Origin of the sequence: Paenibacillus sp. 22594 (assembly GCF_052044425.1) — a bacterium.
Taxonomy (GTDB): domain Bacteria; phylum Bacillota; class Bacilli; order Paenibacillales; family Paenibacillaceae; genus Paenibacillus_AQ.
Genome location: NZ_JBQENA010000004.1, coordinates 276,900 through 290,766, shown reverse-complemented (window position 1 = coordinate 290,766; position 13,867 = coordinate 276,900). Strand labels below are relative to the sequence as shown.

Below are 13,867 nucleotides of genomic sequence, written 5' to 3'. Positions count from 1 at the left end.
TTGCGCATATGATAAAATAAACCTGACTGCTGAAAAGAAAGGCTCATAAGTGGGCCTTTCTTTTCGCATCCTAATACACTGTAGGCTTATACTCTCATAACATCTAAGGAGGCGGTAAAATGATTGTCGGCGTACCCAAAGAAATCAAGAACAACGAGAATCGTGTGGCCATTACGCCAGCTGGAGTAGAGGCTCTCCGCAGAGCAGGCCATGAGGTGTTCGTTGAGCAATGTGCGGGATCGGGCAGTGGCTTTGAAGACAGTGAGTATCTGGACAAGGGCGCAAGAATTGTGGAATCCGCGGCTGAAGTGTGGAGCAAGGCAGATATGATTATAAAAGTGAAGGAACCGCTCCCCGAAGAGTACGGTTATTTCCGTAAGGGGTTGATCCTGTTCACTTATCTGCATCTGGCTCCGGAAGCCGGATTGACTGCTGCCCTTGTAGAGAGTGGCGTAACAGCGGTTGGGTACGAGACGATCCAGGTGGAGGATGGCTCCTTGCCGCTGCTCATTCCTATGAGCGAAGTAGCCGGACGGATGGCGGTTCAGATTGGAGCGGGGTTGCTAGAGAAGCCGCATGGCGGTAAAGGTGTGCTGCTTGGCGGTGTTCCAGGTGTTCAGCCTGGTGAGGTGGTGATTGTAGGTGGAGGTATTGTGGGTACCAACGCAGCAAAGGTTGCGCTCGGCTTGGGAGCAAGAGTTACTGTGCTTGATGTGAATGCGACCCGGCTCCGGGTTCTCGATGATATTTTTGGCGGGCGTCTGGTTACCCTCATGTCTGACTCTTATCACATTGAACAAGCTGTCCGCAAAGCGGACCTGCTTATCGGGGCTGTGCTCATTCCGGGTGCCCGGGCACCCAAGCTGGTGAAAGAGTACATGGTGCAGCAAATGGCGGAAGGTTCTGTCATTGTGGATGTTGCAGTCGATCAGGGGGGTTCAATAGAAACGATTGACCGGATCACAACCCATGAGAATCCGACCTATGTGAAGCACGGAGTTGTTCATTATGCTGTGGCTAATATGCCGGGCGCAGTGGCACGGACCTCGACACTGGCGCTTACGAATGTGACGATCCCCTATGCCTTGCAGATCGCTAATCTGGGCATTCATGTTGCTGCATTGAACAATGCTGCCTTGGCCCGTGGAATTAACGTGGCCGCCGGGTATGTGACCAATCTGGCCGTAGCGCAAAGTCTGGGCTATGAATCCGCTAATGGCATAGAGGTGATGGCCGCTGCCGGAGGTCGAATCTAAGTGCGAAGGCTCAGGTCGATATCTTTTTGGCGGGAAGTAAAAGTAGCGGGGAGGACAGATTGCAGACGGATGCAGCTCCCCGCTATTTGATGCAAAAAAACTTCTTGTCAAAATCCACAGTGTTTGATATACTCATTTTTGTTGTGACAAACACATAAGTTATCAATCATGGCTCGTTGGTCAAGGGGTTAAGACACCTCCCTTTCACGGAGGTAACATGGGTTCGAATCCCATACGAGTCACCATATGCGGTAGTGGTGGAATGGCAGACACGCTATCTTGAGGGGGTAGTGGGTGTATACCCGTGGAGGTTCGAGTCCTCTCTACCGCATACAGTCACAATAGACCGCTCCTGAATCAGATATTACGTCTGATAGGGAGCGGTCTTTTTTTTGTATAGGAACAGGCTGGCCCCCGGGAGAAAGCTAAGATGGGGGCAGGCCCAAAAGCTCTGAAATCTGGCGCCGGTAACGTTCGGCTCTGCGAGTGCCATGGATCAGGTTGGACAGGCGATAAGGTGGGATATTATAAATCTCGCAGAATTTTTTCTGGTCCAGATGCAGCTCTGTCAGCCGCTGTTTGATTGCCCAGCCGTAGGGGGTTATGGGACGTTTGCTGTTCAAAAGGGGCTCACCTCTTATCGACTATCCAGCCGTATGATATAATGGGATAAGACATAATAATAGTTAATTATATACTTTTTTACGTCATTTTACAATATTAATTACGCAATTAAGTGTGTCCAAATATAGTGGAAGGCGGTTGGCATATGCAGTCCATCTACGACCGAATTGAATACTTGATTAAGCAGAAGGGGATCACCAAGAAATCGTTCTGCGAACAGTTGAATATAAGCACCGGGAATATGGGAGACTGGAAGCGGGGCAAGTCAACGCCCGGTACGCATAAGCTGATTGAGATTGGGGCTTTTTTTCATGTGAGCCTGGATTGGCTGATCTTAGGCAAAAAAACACCTGAAATGGTGCGTGAAGGTTCGGAGGAATATTTTTTTGGACAAATTCGGCAATTGAATTGCCAAAGTAATGAACTGTTACCTGAAGAGCAGAATTTCATTAAGGAATATATCGCCTTCACCCAATATCGCAAGCAAAAAGAAATGGAAGAAAATTCTTAATTACGGTAGCTTTACTTTTCGTAAGAATCAATTTATAATATTGAATGTTGGCCTCAAACAATGATTTTGTTAAAGTACACACCGCGCGGTAGTGGTGGAATGGCAGACACGCTATCTTGAGGGGGTAGTGGGTGTATACCCGTGGAGGTTCGAGTCCTCTCTACCGCATAACATTCAAATGAGCAAAACCCCCTTGATGATTCAAGGGGGTTTTGCTGTATGTATCTTCAACAAAACTGGCTCTCGAATAATTCTGTTATGACTTTGTTGACCAATTATTGAGGGGGATTTATTAATCCTGCGAGAGAATGTTAAAGAATAAAACTTATGAAAAACCTAAAGTTAGTCGGTGTTATTTTTACTAAAGGACATAATGAACCAAAAACACATACTTGTCAATTTTCGACAAAGGGTTGGTGGGAAACGAGTGCTGTGAGGTTAAGTTTTATAAAGCAACTCGTCTGCTGACGCGAGCTGCTTTTTGTTTTGTGTGGGTTATATCTAAGTAAGATATTTGATATTTGGGGTATCTGGAGAAGAATACGAACATCGTTTATCCACATGTTTTCAATCCCGGACGGGAAAAAATTGCTTTCATATGTCCTCCGTATTTTTCTGCCGCCAGTTGAACATTGGATAAGCCTAATCCGTGAAAATTACGGTTTTTTAAAGGATAAGTTCGGGATTGTTCTGATATATTTGGACATGAGTTCTCCGCGTGGATAAATAACTTAATATTGGAAATCTGAAGTTTAATCCATCGGTCCATGGCGTTATGAACTAATTGCGTTGCTTCAATAGCTTTTTCAATACTTTTATCGGACGCTGGCAACAAGACAGAGAAAAAGTAATGCAGCAACAGCAATTGTATAAGTGTTCATCCCCCTTTTTCTCCATTTAGAGACTATTTTAACCCATTAATGGTTTTATATGATATATTCATTTTGACGGGAGGGCGGGGAATAATTTGTGAATAAAAACACAATGTTGGCGGTCAGACAGGGTGCTATAACTGATGAAGAAATTCCAGTTTTTCGCTATAAAATACAGTATATGAAAGAAGTTTTTATGATTTCAGCGACTATTCTCTTTATATTCTTGCAAATTGGCCGATTAGCTGAGGCGTGTGCCAGGGGAAAAAGAATGCAGCATGTGATTACATCGAATAGCGGACAACACATTATCGGTGATGAACCGGAGCTGATTACATCAAATATCACTATGATGCTGAAATCCCTATCCAATACATGAAAGAAGGATGGTGAAGGGAAATGAGTTGGTCGGACAGCAACTACTCCTTATCCACAATCGGCTTTGTAAAAAAAGTGCAGGGCCCTTTCAATGAGAGCAGCTTTCTGGAGATCATTCCTCCATATGCGGAAGGCCTGAAAGGACTAGATGAGTTTAGCCACGTTATTGTTGTATGGTGGGCGGGAGGCGATAACAACACGCAAACCAATGCTCTAACGATCAGACCTCCATATATGCAGGGGAGAAAGATAGGTGTTTTTGCCAGCCGCGCGCCGTTCAGACCCAATTCTATTGCCATTACCACTTGTGAACTGCTGGCTGTCAATCAAGAAGAGGGATTTGTTCAGCTCAGGGGAATTGATGCAGCTGATGGAAGCCGCATCCTAGATATCAAGCCCTATATTCCTGTGTGCGACAGAGTCAAGGATGTTGAAGTAGCCGAATGGATACCTGAAGAATGGAGGGAATGGTGGAAACTTGAAGAATCCTGATTATTCTTATGTGAATCTGAGTCTTCCTTTTGAATGCCTTGCGGGTAAAGTATCCGAAATGGGAGTAATGAAAAACAAGGAGGACAAAATTATTGAGTATTTTGAAAAAAGAAAATTATGGGAGGGTAACTCACCTTATAACTAGTCAGAATGAGCTGTCCGCATTTTCGATTCTGGATGGGCTGATGGCGGGCGAGATCATGGTGAATTCAGTGGGAAATCCTAAAGCTGTAATGATTGAATCCAGTGAAACAACTTTGATAGCCGGCTGTACGGATGACGAAGATTTTAACATAGCAGTTTCTGAATCCTTGGACTTCTGGGATCAAGTAACCCCAGATAGCGAAGAATGGAGAATAAAGATACCGAGCGTTCATTGCAACAAGTTTATTAGGGAATATACAAGACATAGATACACCTTAACCCGCGAAGAGTTTACTCCGGCTGATCTTTCTCTGCCTGAAGGTTATGTTTTGGAAATGGTTGATCTGAAGGTGCTTCGGCATAAAAACTACGTGAACGCAGACAAAATTTACGATTGGGTAAAGGCATGGGGGATCGATGAGCATTTGGATAAAGCAGGTTGCGGCTGCTATATTCGTTATCAGGATACAATCGTCAGTTGGTCAATAAGCGACTGTTATGCCAGAGACAGAATTGCTGTGGGAATTCACACGGATTCCAGCTACAGAAAAATGGGGTTAGCCAGCAAGGCTGCTTCAGCAGTCGTTCAATCCTGTTTTGACAAAGGTTATAACATCGTAGAGTGGTTGTGCGTATCCACCAATGTTGGCTCCAAAGCAATTGCCCAAAGACTGGGTTTCAAGCTGGAAAATAAATATGTCTCTTTCACATCGTACCCTGCCATAGAAAACCTGACTGATTTAGACGAGTATGGGTGGTATGAGTGGGGAATTTATTTGGAACAAGCATTACAGGAAGAACCAAGGCTGTACTGGGAATGTCTGAGAAGAGACTCTATCCCGCAAGGCACCGGGCCCTGCGTGAAGAGTCTCTTTTGTTTACGCGGTGATTATTTGCCAAGCAGCTTGGCAATATCGGCTTCAATCTGATCCGGCGTAGTCTGCGGGGAGAACCGTTTCAGCACCCGGCCCTCCTGGTCAACCAGGAACTTGGTGAAATTCCATTTGACGCTCTTAGAGCCCAGTACGCCTGGTGCTTCCTTGGAGAGGTATTTGAATAACGGATGAGCTTCGTTGCCTTTTACATCAACTTTCTCGTACATCGGGAAGGTTACGCCGTAATTGATTTCGCAGAACTCTGCAATATCTTCACTCTCACCCGGCTCCTGGCCGGCGAACTGATTGCTTGGGAAGCCAAGTACTTCAAAACCGCGGTCCTTAAATTTATCGTACACTTCCTGGAGACCCTTATACTGAGGAGTGAATCCGCACTTACTGGCTGTATTGACGACGAGCAGCACTTTGCCTTTGTACTTGGACAGTGATTCTTCCTGGCCTCGCAGTGTGTTTGCTTCAAAATCATAAATACTCATGGATAATTCCTCCCGAACATTGATTTATCACAATTTAATTTTACACTATTTATCGAAAGAAGCAAGCTAAAAGGTTGTAACAATATTTCGTATTCGTTTCAAAATGTGCCAGTGGTTTAAGTTAGAAGTATGCGGAAGTAAAAATTTGGCTTGAAAAGGAGCGAATTGGCGATGACAGCATTGAAAATGAAAGCATTATACACTGCTTCAGCTACGGTACGGGGCGGACGCGAAGGTTCAGTGGAATCCTCGGACGGTGCTCTCAAGCATGATTTGAAAATGCCGAAGGAGCTAGGCGGTCCGGGGGGCATGGGTACAAATCCGGAGCAGCTGTTCGCTGCAGGCTACGGCGCATGTTATGAAAGTGCGCTGGCGAATATTGCCCGTAAAGAGGGTGTGAAGCTTCAGGATGTCGTTGTGACTTCCAATGTGCTGATCGGCAAGGATGAGAGCGACGGAGGCTTCAAACTGGCGGTGAGACTGGATGTGAGCTTGCCCGGTATTGAACGCGCGAAGGCGGAGGATTTGGCCGAGAAGGCTCATGCCTTCTGCCCTTACTCCAAGGCAACCCGCGGCAATATTGAAGTTGAACTGAACGTGTTGTAATAATGGTAAGGAGTGGCTTGCAGCACTACAGTATTAGTTTATATCTAAATTAAGCCGGGCAGATATGTCCGGTTTTTTGGTGTTCCCCCTAAATGGATGGCATATATATAAGGTTTCTGGAAATAATGTCTAAATGGAGTCGGGAAATTCAGGTAAACGCATAAATGCAAGTCCAGAGAGACTGCTTTGGTTGACATCACCCCTAAAATTCTTTAATATGTCTAAGTATCTGTTAATGTCGCGTGTGCTATTAACTACCAAAAATTTAAATAATGGGTGATGAAGATGTCTTACAGACCGAATATTACGAATGTGACCAAAGCCAGCAGCAACGATAAGGAAGGATTGTACGAGTTCATTATCAAGCTTGCTGACGGAACGGAGTGCCGCGCGTTCTACAATCGGTTTCCGGAATGGAAAATGACGAACATCAGCCGCCTGCTTAAGACACCATGTCCGGTATGCCGCAAAGACTTCATCTGTAAATGCATGGAGGCTTTCACAGCTGATTTCGAAGGGCAAATGCTCGGGGACGAATGGATCGACAAGGCAATCGCAGAATAACTTAAACGGACGGATCATGACGGCGCGGGAGCTTATCCCGCGTTTTTGTTTTTTTTCTAAGCATAGTTCTGGATATACTGTGACTAACGGAAGGGGGAGAGGGCAATGAAGGAAGAACAGAGGGGAATTATGATGAAGAACAAATCTGTTGTGCTGATCGACGGGGTCTGCCATCTGTGTCAAGGTATGGTCCGGTTTATTATTCCGCGCGATCCCAAAGGCAGGTTTCTGTTTGCCCCGTTGCAGAGCGAGGTTTCTCATCAACTGTTGAGTGACAGCGGTCTTGTGCCTGGTCAGCTAAACACGGTAGTCCTGGTCGAGGATGGGGTCTTCTATACGGAGTCGGCTGCGGTGCTGCGGATCGCGCGCAGGCTGCGTTTTCCTTGGCCGGCTGCTTATCTGCTCATTGTTGTCCCCCGGCCGCTTCGCAGTGCCTTGTACAGACTTGTAGCCAGGAACCGTTACCGTTGGTTCGGGCGGGATGATCAGTGCCTGGTCCCAACGCCAGAGATCCGCCAACGGTTTCTGTGAGGGGTTATGGTTCCAAATAAAAACGCAGCAGATGCTCCCGGCAGGGAGTCTGCTGCGTTTTTTAATATCAGGAAATTGTCCATTTAGCCTATTTGGTCAGCGGTTCGATATTTAGATTGTAGGTTTGAACCAGCTTCCATTTGCCATCTGCTGATTTCTTGACGGTTGTCACGGTTTCTGCCCGGTAATCGGTGAATTGTGGCCCCTTCAGCTTTTTGGATGTTAATACGGCATAGATGGCTGCCTCGTTATTATTGTAGTAAATGATTTTGGAAGATTCCACAGCGGACTCCAAATCATAAGCGGCGAAAAGCTGCTTATAGGTTTGTTCGCTCTGTGCATAGGCTGGTGAGGATTCGTCTATTGTAGACAGTACGCCGCTCAGGTCTTCTTTGTTGGAGAAATCTGTATTGGCCTGCAGCACAGCCTTGATTTGATCTTCATCAGCCGCGGGAACAGGAGGTTTGGCTTCAAGTGTGCCGTCAGGCAGGGAGTATTTGATTGCCTTAATCTGCACATTGCTAATCAGCCAGTCGGAGCCGCCAGCATTTTTGGTAAGTGAATAAATGTACTCTGCGGTGCTGTTAGGTGTAAAGGCTCCGCTGTTTCTAACGGTTGTTTCCACTACGTCCACCGTTGCTTCCTTTGCCTGAACATCGATAATGTCCATTTTTGCGATCGCTGTGGTGGTATCAGATTTTTCCATCTGCTCTTTGAGTGCAGGGGCTGCTGCGGCAAGCGGTGACTTCGGATCAATCAGACCCAGGAATCCGGCGAAATCATTTTTGTTGGAATAGCTGGTGTATTTATCAAAAAGCTCAGATATTCCCTTGGTCACGGCGCTGCTCTGATTGCTTTTGATTTCTACGGTATTGGCTTTGGCATTCCAGGTGACACTGTTGCCTGTCGCTTCGCCTACGAACCGGAGAGGGACATAGGTAACGTTGTTGATCATTTTGGGTGCGGAAGTGAGCTGCTTCACAGTCCCGTTCACACTTGCTTTTTTGCTGCCAAGCTGCAGGGTGATCGTCAGGCCCTCCTTGGAGGCTGTGATCGTGCTTGTCTTGGCATTCCATACCAGGCTGAGGCCCAGCTTCTCAAAAATAGGACGCATAGGAACGAGGATAGCATCATGGTCTTTGACCGGTGCACTGGTGCTTAGGTTCAGCTTTTGCTGATCGATCGTTACGGTGATGGGTTGGTCTGATGCTGCTGCTGCCGATACGGTGATGGCACCGGATAAGGCTAGAACTGCAAGAAAACCGGGTACGAATTTCATGTGGTGTAAATCCCCTTTGTTATGGTTTTGAGTTAGGTGAATGATGAACGTATGTATTATACAGGGGGATAGGGGACTTGGGAATATCCAGCACTGGATATGGGAGTTCATGGGATTTTGAGGTAATGGAAAAAAAGCTATTGCTGTACTCTTATATATATGCTACTATTGCTGTAAATTATAGGAATAGTAACGGAAGCACCGTTCAATGACCGTATCCCACGGTTATTGGCGGTGCTTTTTTGTTGTCTTTATGCAGAAAGGAGAGAGGGAGCATGGCGGCAAGAATCGTACTTGCAGTGCGGGAGAGTCAATACATTGAGCCATTGCTGCACTATATTCACCATAGTGAATATGGAGGAATGCTGCGGATCAGCGCTTTCAGCCGGTTGGATACTTTTATGGAATTCATGAAGGGGGAGGAGGTTCCGGATGCTGTAGTGGCAGATCCTTCTTTCATTGAGGCCTGGCTGGTGGAGGGGAAGAGCACTGTTCCGTGGGCAGTTCTCAGCGATGCAGGGGACGTCCGCGGCAAACCTTCCGGAAATCTGGCGGGCGGACAAGTGATTGAAAAGTATCAATCGCTTCCTTCTTTGCTGGATGCCATTCTACAGCTGTGCGATGTGAAGCGGAGCAGAATGGCATCCATCTCCAAGGAGGAGACACTGCTGATTGGAGTCGTTTCAGCCAGTGGCAGCAGCGGCAAAACCACGCTTGCGCTCAATTTGGCCAAGCAGCTAGGAGGGCTGGGACTGTCCGTTTTTTATCTGAATCTGGAGAGTGTGGACAGCAGCGGGTTGTTCCTGCGGGTGCCGGACGGAAACGCCCCCGGTCTGGAGCGGCTGCTCTATGAACTGAAGGCGAATGAAGGGGAAGGGAGCAAAGTAAAGACAGAGCTGGAGCTTGAAAGGTATGTGATCAGACACGAAAGTCTAAGGAGTGAAGCCTTCAGACCGGTAGAGAATCTTAAGGAAAAGCTGCAGATGACACGTACAGATACGCTAGATGTTCTGGAGCAGCTGTCCGGGGCAGGACGCTATGATGTTGTCATTGTAGATACGGGAGCCCTTGAGGAGGAGCAAACCCAGGCTGTTCTGCATAGATGTGGACTTCTGCTCTGGGTACTGACGGGTGCTAAGACCAGTCACCATAAGACTGCCGGGTGGCTGGGTCACTGCAGTAATCCGCATTCTGGCATGCTTCAGGAGGTACCCGTCAAAAGCAGGTTTGTCATGAACCTCGCAGCCGATGCGCATAACGCGGGGATTCTTCCTGAAAGGATACAGGTTGATGCTGTGCTTCCTTATATCCCATCCTGGGCCATGCAGCATCATGTGGAGCTATGCTTGAATTCTCCGCAATTCACGGCCGGAGTGCAGCAGCTGTGCTCGGGAATTATTGAACCGGCGCTGCCGCATGTCTTTACCGGGAATGTATATGAATGAAGAAATGTTCAGGTCGCTGCGCAGTGACATTCGATCCGGGCTGGATCTGACTTCTGCGGTAGGCAACCGTGAGCTTACCGCGTATATTGAGCGGACGGTTCTTGCACGGGACAGCCTGCAGCATCTGACGGCTCAAGAGAAACATGCCCTGGTCAAGAAGCTGTTCGACTCCTTCCGGGGGTTGGATGTACTGCAGCCGTTGGTGGATAATCCGGCCATCACCGAGATTATGATTAACAGTCATGATGAAATCTTCGTAGAGGAGGAGGGGCAGATCCGGCGTCTGCCGCTGGCTTTTGAGTCCAGAAGCCGGCTTGAGGATATTATCCAGTCCGTAGTATCGGGTGTGAACCGGGTGGTTAATGATTCCTCGCCAATCGTTGATGCGCGGCTGAAGGATGGTTCCCGTGTCAATATCGTTCTGCCGCCGGTAGCACTGAAGGGGCCGGCAATGACAATCCGCAAGTTTCCCGAAACCCCGATGACGATGAATGAGCTGATCCGCCGGGAAGCAATAAGCGCGGAAGCAGCGGAAATGCTGCAGATGCTTGTGGTGGCCAAATACAATATTTTCATCAGCGGTGGCACCGGGTCGGGTAAAACCACCTTTCTGAATGCTTTGTCACAATTCATTCCGCCGCAGGAACGTGTGATCACTGTAGAGGATTCAGCGGAGCTGCAGATCGTGACTGTACCGAATCTCGTCTCACTGGAAACAAGAAATGCCAATACGGAAGGCCGCGGCGAGATCACCATCCGTGATCTGATCCGCTCCTCTCTTCGGATGCGGCCGAACCGCATTGTGGTCGGCGAGGTCCGGGGAGCAGAATGCCTTGATATGCTGCAGGCGATGAACACAGGACACGATGGCAGCTTGTCTACTGGTCATTCTAACAGTGCGCAGGATATGCTCAGCCGTCTTGAAACGATGGTACTCAGTGCAGCCGATCTGCCAGTGGCGGTTGTCCGGCAGCAGATTGGCTCCGCAATTGATATTTTTGTGCATCTGTCGCGTCTGCGTGACCGTTCACGCCGGGTGATGGAAATTTGTGAGGTTACCGGGGTTCAGGAAGGGGAGGTGGTGCTTAGTCCGCTGTATGAATTTCGTGAAACAGGTGAGAGGAACGGGCGGGTCCAAGGGGGATTGATCCCCAGCGGGAATCCGATGCTGCATACCGGCAAACTCAGAATGGCCGGAATTGATAAGAAGGAGGAAGTGCTCTGATCTCATTGAGACAAAAGCTGCAAGGACTGCGTGATACCGGAGCAGAGGCACAACTGCCAGATTATACGGTATACGTCCTAACCTCCTTGCAAAAGATCACGGCGATGCTGGCTGGCGGAGCGCTGCTATGGGCAATAGGGTATCTTTTTTATCACAATGGGCTGCTGTCTTGTCTGCTGGTGCCGGGCGGGGCATATGCTCCACGGCTGCTGCGTGACTACCTGCACCGGCGGCGCCGTACTGCCCTTAATCTGCAATTCAAGCAAATGCTGTTCTCTCTGTCTTCATCGCTGTCGGCCGGCCGCTCTGTTGAGAATGCGTTTCGTGAAGCGGTGCAGGATCTGCTTATGCTCGACCCCGAGGGGGGCGGCGATATGATCTTCGAGCTGAACATTATCTGTACGCGCATGGAATATGGCCAGCCGGTAGAAGAAGCACTGGAGGATTTCAGCAAGCGGGCGGGCATGGAAGATGTCGAACGGTTTGCTGATGTATTCTCAGTGTGCAAGCGGACTGGAGGTGATCTGGTAGAGATTGTAAGGCGCACTTCAACCATTATCGGAGAGAAGCTGGATATTCAACAGGATATAGCCGTCAGCATCGCCCAGAAGAAATTCGAGGCTAAGGCTTTACTGGTGTCCCCGCTCATTATGGTGATGTTCATGAGTCTGACAGCAGGGGATTATATGGAACCTATGTATACAGGTGCAGGTATAGCGATATCTACACTTGCTCTCGGGTTGCTGTTTCTTTGTTATCTGTGGACTTCCAGAATCATGAATATTCCACTGTAAAGGAGGTGAAATAAATGCTTTGGCTAAGCGGCACCATCACGTTGTTATTGACACTTGGATGGGGTTTGCTTCTCCTGAAATGCGGCAGCCGATACTCCGGGCTACGCGCACTCCCAATGGAAGGGCTGCGCCTGCGGCGGCTGGGTGAGCCCTTCCTTTGGCTGATCGACAGCTGGAAGCTTGGAAGCCATATTCCATCTGTCATGTTCCGGATACAGCGCTCACTCCAGCGGACCTACGGAAATCGTTACAGCGCAGAGCGGACACTGCTATTCATGGGAGAAATGATCACCTACAGTTGGCTCTTCCTGACAGCTGGATGTGCGTATACGCTATTTAGCGGGGAGAAAGCCGGAATTGCACTTGGGGGGATGCTGGCGGTAATATTGCCGTTTGCCCTGGTCAGTGACCTGCATAAGAAGGTGAGGCTGCGGGAGCAGAATATCATGCTTGAGCTGCCGGAACTGCTGAACAGCATCGTGCTCCTGGTAGGTGCAGGTGAGACGGTGCAGAGAGCAATCATCCGTTGTGTGGAAAGCCGCAAAGGGGACATGGCACATCCGCTTTACAAGGAGTTGCACAAAATGACTGCCGAGTGGGACAGCGGTTATTCGTTTCAGCAGGCTTTTGAGAATTTCAGTAAACGCTGTGCGGTACAGGAGGTTTCTTTGTTCACTACCACTGTTCTGCTTAATTACCGCAGGGGTGGAGCGGATTTTGTCTTGTCGCTGCGTGATCTCTCGCGGATACTCTGGGAGAAGCGGAAGTCTGTCAGCCGGACGCGCGGGGAACAGGCTTCCTCGAAGCTGGTTTTTCCGATGGTGGTCATCTTTTTAATTGTTATTGTGCTGGTGGGAGCACCGGCGCTCATGATGCTCAAAATGTAGAGGAGGAAGCTGAGGATGAGTTCAATGATGGTGGAAACTGTAAAGCGCTTTTGGAAGGATGAGGAGGGACTGGGTACATTGGAGATGATTATGATCATCGCTGTGTTGATTGCGGTAGTATTAATATTCCGTACGGAAATTGTGAAGGTCGTAAAAGATCTGATTGCTACAGCGGGTGAAAAGAGCCAGGAAGTTTTTGAGTGAACACACTCCGGAAAGACGAGGGCAGCTTTACTATTGAAGCCTCTCTATTGTTGCCGATCATTATGTGCATCACTATGCTGCTGCTGTTCTTCTGCTTGTACAGCTATCAGAAGTCGATGCTTCTGCAGGTAGCTTCAGCCGCTACGGAACGCGCTGCTTACAATTGGGATAACAGCCACAAAGAAACGAAGGGTTCTTACACCATTGGCGAATATGATTCTCTCTATTGGCGTATTGGAGACGACGATCTGCTCTCCTCTTTGTTCGGTATCGGTGCGCCAGATGGCGGAGCAGCTATTACGCTGCCTGCTGCCGGGGATGGGGGCACACTGCCTGTGGTCAAGCTTACGCATGCATCCGCTATGGTTCCGGCAAATATGCCGGGAGAGATGAACTATACGTATAGCCTTACGGGCCGTAAAGTAAGCGCAGAGCTGAAGCGGATACTGAATTTGCCTGTGCTGGATGAGATTCTGTCCGACAAGGCAGTGCCGGTGGTGCAGGCCCGGTCCGTGATTGCTGAACCTGTTGAATTCATCCGTACCGTTGATCTTATGCGTTATTATGGAGCCAAATTCAAGGGTAATGCGGATAGCGCCAAGTCAGGGACAGGCATGGATAAGAAAAATGCTGCCGTCATGATGAGCAAGCTGCATTGAGCAAGCTGCATTGAAGAAGCTGAA

Annotated in this window: 18 protein-coding genes and 3 tRNA genes; 17 read left to right on the top strand and 4 right to left on the bottom strand. The window is 48.5% G+C overall.

Translation table 11 applies throughout. The features are described from left to right. The first annotated feature begins 119 nt into the window (after nucleotides 1–119). From ald to ACTJKB_RS15390, 3 genes are all read left to right on the top strand, one after another. Nucleotides 120–1,256 carry an alanine dehydrogenase gene (gene ald, locus ACTJKB_RS15400; protein WP_440835092.1) on the top strand — a complete coding sequence of 379 codons (1,137 nt, stop codon included), beginning with the start codon at nucleotides 120–122 and terminating at the stop codon, nucleotides 1,254–1,256. Nucleotides 1,257–1,426: 170 nt separating this feature from the next. Next, nucleotides 1,427–1,501 (top strand) — tRNA-Glu (locus ACTJKB_RS15395). Between the two features lie 3 nt (nucleotides 1,502–1,504). Further along, nucleotides 1,505–1,587 (top strand) — tRNA-Leu (locus ACTJKB_RS15390). A 94-nt stretch (nucleotides 1,588–1,681) separates the two neighbouring features. Here the strand turns inward: ACTJKB_RS15390 and ACTJKB_RS15385 are convergent. Further along, complete coding sequence (locus ACTJKB_RS15385) at nucleotides 1,682–1,879, bottom strand: Rha family transcriptional regulator (protein WP_074108399.1); 198 nt, start codon at nucleotides 1,877–1,879, stop codon at nucleotides 1,682–1,684. 146 nt (nucleotides 1,880–2,025) lie between these two features. Between ACTJKB_RS15385 and ACTJKB_RS15380 the strand changes: the two genes are divergently transcribed. Beyond that, entirely contained in the window at nucleotides 2,026–2,391 is a 366-nt protein-coding gene (locus ACTJKB_RS15380) for a helix-turn-helix domain-containing protein (RefSeq protein WP_440835091.1), read from the top strand. Nucleotides 2,392–2,476: 85 nt separating this feature from the next. Next, a tRNA-Leu gene (locus tag ACTJKB_RS15375) sits at nucleotides 2,477–2,559 on the top strand. 385 nt (nucleotides 2,560–2,944) lie between these two features. Here ACTJKB_RS15375 and ACTJKB_RS15370 read toward each other — a convergent pair. Further along, entirely contained in the window at nucleotides 2,945–3,256 is a 312-nt protein-coding gene (locus ACTJKB_RS15370; protein ID WP_440835089.1) for a GHKL domain-containing protein, read from the bottom strand. 104 nt (nucleotides 3,257–3,360) lie between these two features. On the opposite strand from ACTJKB_RS15370, the gene ACTJKB_RS15365 reads away from it, so the two are divergent. From ACTJKB_RS15365 to ACTJKB_RS15355, 3 genes are all read left to right on the top strand, one after another. Next, complete coding sequence (locus tag ACTJKB_RS15365) at nucleotides 3,361–3,642, top strand: hypothetical protein (RefSeq protein ID WP_440835088.1); 282 nt, start codon at nucleotides 3,361–3,363, stop codon at nucleotides 3,640–3,642. 20 nt (nucleotides 3,643–3,662) lie between these two features. Further along, the gene (gene tsaA / locus ACTJKB_RS15360) at nucleotides 3,663–4,133 is read left to right on the top strand and encodes a tRNA (N6-threonylcarbamoyladenosine(37)-N6)-methyltransferase TrmO (RefSeq protein WP_440835086.1); all 471 of its coding nucleotides are present in this window, start codon (nucleotides 3,663–3,665) and stop codon (nucleotides 4,131–4,133) included. A gap of 92 nt (nucleotides 4,134–4,225) precedes the next feature. Continuing rightward, entirely contained in the window at nucleotides 4,226–5,206 is a 981-nt protein-coding gene (locus tag ACTJKB_RS15355) for a GNAT family N-acetyltransferase (protein WP_440835085.1), read from the top strand. Here ACTJKB_RS15355 and ACTJKB_RS15350 read toward each other — a convergent pair. Continuing rightward, nucleotides 5,167–5,649 (bottom strand): glutathione peroxidase, encoded by a 483-nt coding sequence (locus tag ACTJKB_RS15350; RefSeq protein WP_074083280.1) that lies wholly within the window; start codon nucleotides 5,647–5,649, stop codon nucleotides 5,167–5,169. The genes ACTJKB_RS15355 and ACTJKB_RS15350 overlap by 40 nt on opposite strands. Nucleotides 5,650–5,835: 186 nt before the next feature. Here ACTJKB_RS15350 and ACTJKB_RS15345 point away from each other — a divergent pair, with 186 nt between their 5' ends. From ACTJKB_RS15345 to ACTJKB_RS15335, 3 genes are all read left to right on the top strand, one after another. Further along, nucleotides 5,836–6,255: an organic hydroperoxide resistance protein gene (locus ACTJKB_RS15345; RefSeq protein ID WP_074083343.1), complete on the top strand. Its 420-nt coding sequence runs from the start codon at nucleotides 5,836–5,838 to the stop codon at nucleotides 6,253–6,255. Between the two features lie 285 nt (nucleotides 6,256–6,540). Continuing rightward, on the top strand, nucleotides 6,541–6,819 hold the full coding sequence (locus ACTJKB_RS15340) for a hypothetical protein (protein ID WP_074083281.1): 279 nt from the start codon (nucleotides 6,541–6,543) through the stop codon (nucleotides 6,817–6,819). Between the two features lie 105 nt (nucleotides 6,820–6,924). Next, nucleotides 6,925–7,350, top strand: coding sequence for a thiol-disulfide oxidoreductase DCC family protein (locus tag ACTJKB_RS15335; protein ID WP_440835083.1), 426 nt, complete (start codon nucleotides 6,925–6,927; stop codon nucleotides 7,348–7,350). Between the two features lie 88 nt (nucleotides 7,351–7,438). On the opposite strand, the gene ACTJKB_RS15330 is transcribed toward ACTJKB_RS15335, so the two are convergent. Then, the gene (locus tag ACTJKB_RS15330; RefSeq protein ID WP_440835082.1) at nucleotides 7,439–8,629 is read right to left on the bottom strand and encodes a copper amine oxidase N-terminal domain-containing protein; all 1,191 of its coding nucleotides are present in this window, start codon (nucleotides 8,627–8,629) and stop codon (nucleotides 7,439–7,441) included. A 275-nt stretch (nucleotides 8,630–8,904) separates the two neighbouring features. Here ACTJKB_RS15330 and ACTJKB_RS15325 point away from each other — a divergent pair, with 275 nt between their 5' ends. Genes ACTJKB_RS15325 through ACTJKB_RS15300 form a run of 6 tightly spaced genes read left to right on the top strand, consistent with a single transcriptional unit; the run spans nucleotide 8,905 to nucleotide 13,843 of the window. Beyond that, nucleotides 8,905–10,074, top strand: coding sequence for a hypothetical protein (locus ACTJKB_RS15325; RefSeq protein ID WP_440835081.1), 1,170 nt, complete (start codon nucleotides 8,905–8,907; stop codon nucleotides 10,072–10,074). Then, entirely contained in the window at nucleotides 10,067–11,299 is a 1,233-nt protein-coding gene (locus ACTJKB_RS15320; protein WP_440835610.1) for a CpaF family protein, read from the top strand. The genes ACTJKB_RS15325 and ACTJKB_RS15320 overlap by 8 nt, the downstream gene beginning before the upstream one ends. A 5-nt stretch (nucleotides 11,300–11,304) precedes the next feature. Further along, a complete protein-coding gene (locus ACTJKB_RS15315) occupies nucleotides 11,305–12,093 on the top strand; it encodes a type II secretion system F family protein (RefSeq protein ID WP_440835080.1) in 789 nt (262 codons plus the stop codon). 14 nt (nucleotides 12,094–12,107) lie between these two features. After that, nucleotides 12,108–12,980, top strand: a complete 873-nt coding sequence (locus ACTJKB_RS15310) for a type II secretion system F family protein (protein ID WP_440835079.1) — start codon at nucleotides 12,108–12,110, stop codon at nucleotides 12,978–12,980. 15 nt (nucleotides 12,981–12,995) lie between these two features. Next, nucleotides 12,996–13,184: a Flp1 family type IVb pilin gene (locus ACTJKB_RS15305; RefSeq protein ID WP_440835078.1), complete on the top strand. Its 189-nt coding sequence runs from the start codon at nucleotides 12,996–12,998 to the stop codon at nucleotides 13,182–13,184. Beyond that, complete coding sequence (locus ACTJKB_RS15300; protein ID WP_440835077.1) at nucleotides 13,181–13,843, top strand: TadE/TadG family type IV pilus assembly protein; 663 nt, start codon at nucleotides 13,181–13,183, stop codon at nucleotides 13,841–13,843. The genes ACTJKB_RS15305 and ACTJKB_RS15300 overlap by 4 nt, the downstream gene beginning before the upstream one ends. The last annotated feature ends 24 nt before the right edge of the window (nucleotides 13,844–13,867 follow it).

Coding starts and splice junctions, on each gene's coding strand:
- ACTJKB_RS15345 (WP_074083343.1), top strand. CDS start 5,836: ATGAAAGCATTATACACTGCTTCAGCTACGGTACGGGGCGGACGCGAA.
- ACTJKB_RS15325 (WP_440835081.1), top strand. CDS start 8,905: ATGGCGGCAAGAATCGTACTTGCAGTGCGGGAGAGTCAATACATTGAG.
- ACTJKB_RS15330 (WP_440835082.1), bottom strand. CDS start 8,629: ATGAAATTCGTACCCGGTTTTCTTGCAGTTCTAGCCTTATCCGGTGCC.
- ACTJKB_RS15340 (WP_074083281.1), top strand. CDS start 6,541: ATGTCTTACAGACCGAATATTACGAATGTGACCAAAGCCAGCAGCAAC.
- ACTJKB_RS15310 (WP_440835079.1), top strand. CDS start 12,108: ATGCTTTGGCTAAGCGGCACCATCACGTTGTTATTGACACTTGGATGG.
- ACTJKB_RS15380 (WP_440835091.1), top strand. CDS start 2,026: ATGCAGTCCATCTACGACCGAATTGAATACTTGATTAAGCAGAAGGGG.
- ald (WP_440835092.1), top strand. CDS start 120: ATGATTGTCGGCGTACCCAAAGAAATCAAGAACAACGAGAATCGTGTG.
- tsaA (WP_440835086.1), top strand. CDS start 3,663: ATGAGTTGGTCGGACAGCAACTACTCCTTATCCACAATCGGCTTTGTA.
- ACTJKB_RS15335 (WP_440835083.1), top strand. CDS start 6,925: ATGAAGGAAGAACAGAGGGGAATTATGATGAAGAACAAATCTGTTGTG.
- ACTJKB_RS15320 (WP_440835610.1), top strand. CDS start 10,067: ATGAATGAAGAAATGTTCAGGTCGCTGCGCAGTGACATTCGATCCGGG.
- ACTJKB_RS15350 (WP_074083280.1), bottom strand. CDS start 5,649: ATGAGTATTTATGATTTTGAAGCAAACACACTGCGAGGCCAGGAAGAA.
- ACTJKB_RS15305 (WP_440835078.1), top strand. CDS start 12,996: ATGAGTTCAATGATGGTGGAAACTGTAAAGCGCTTTTGGAAGGATGAG.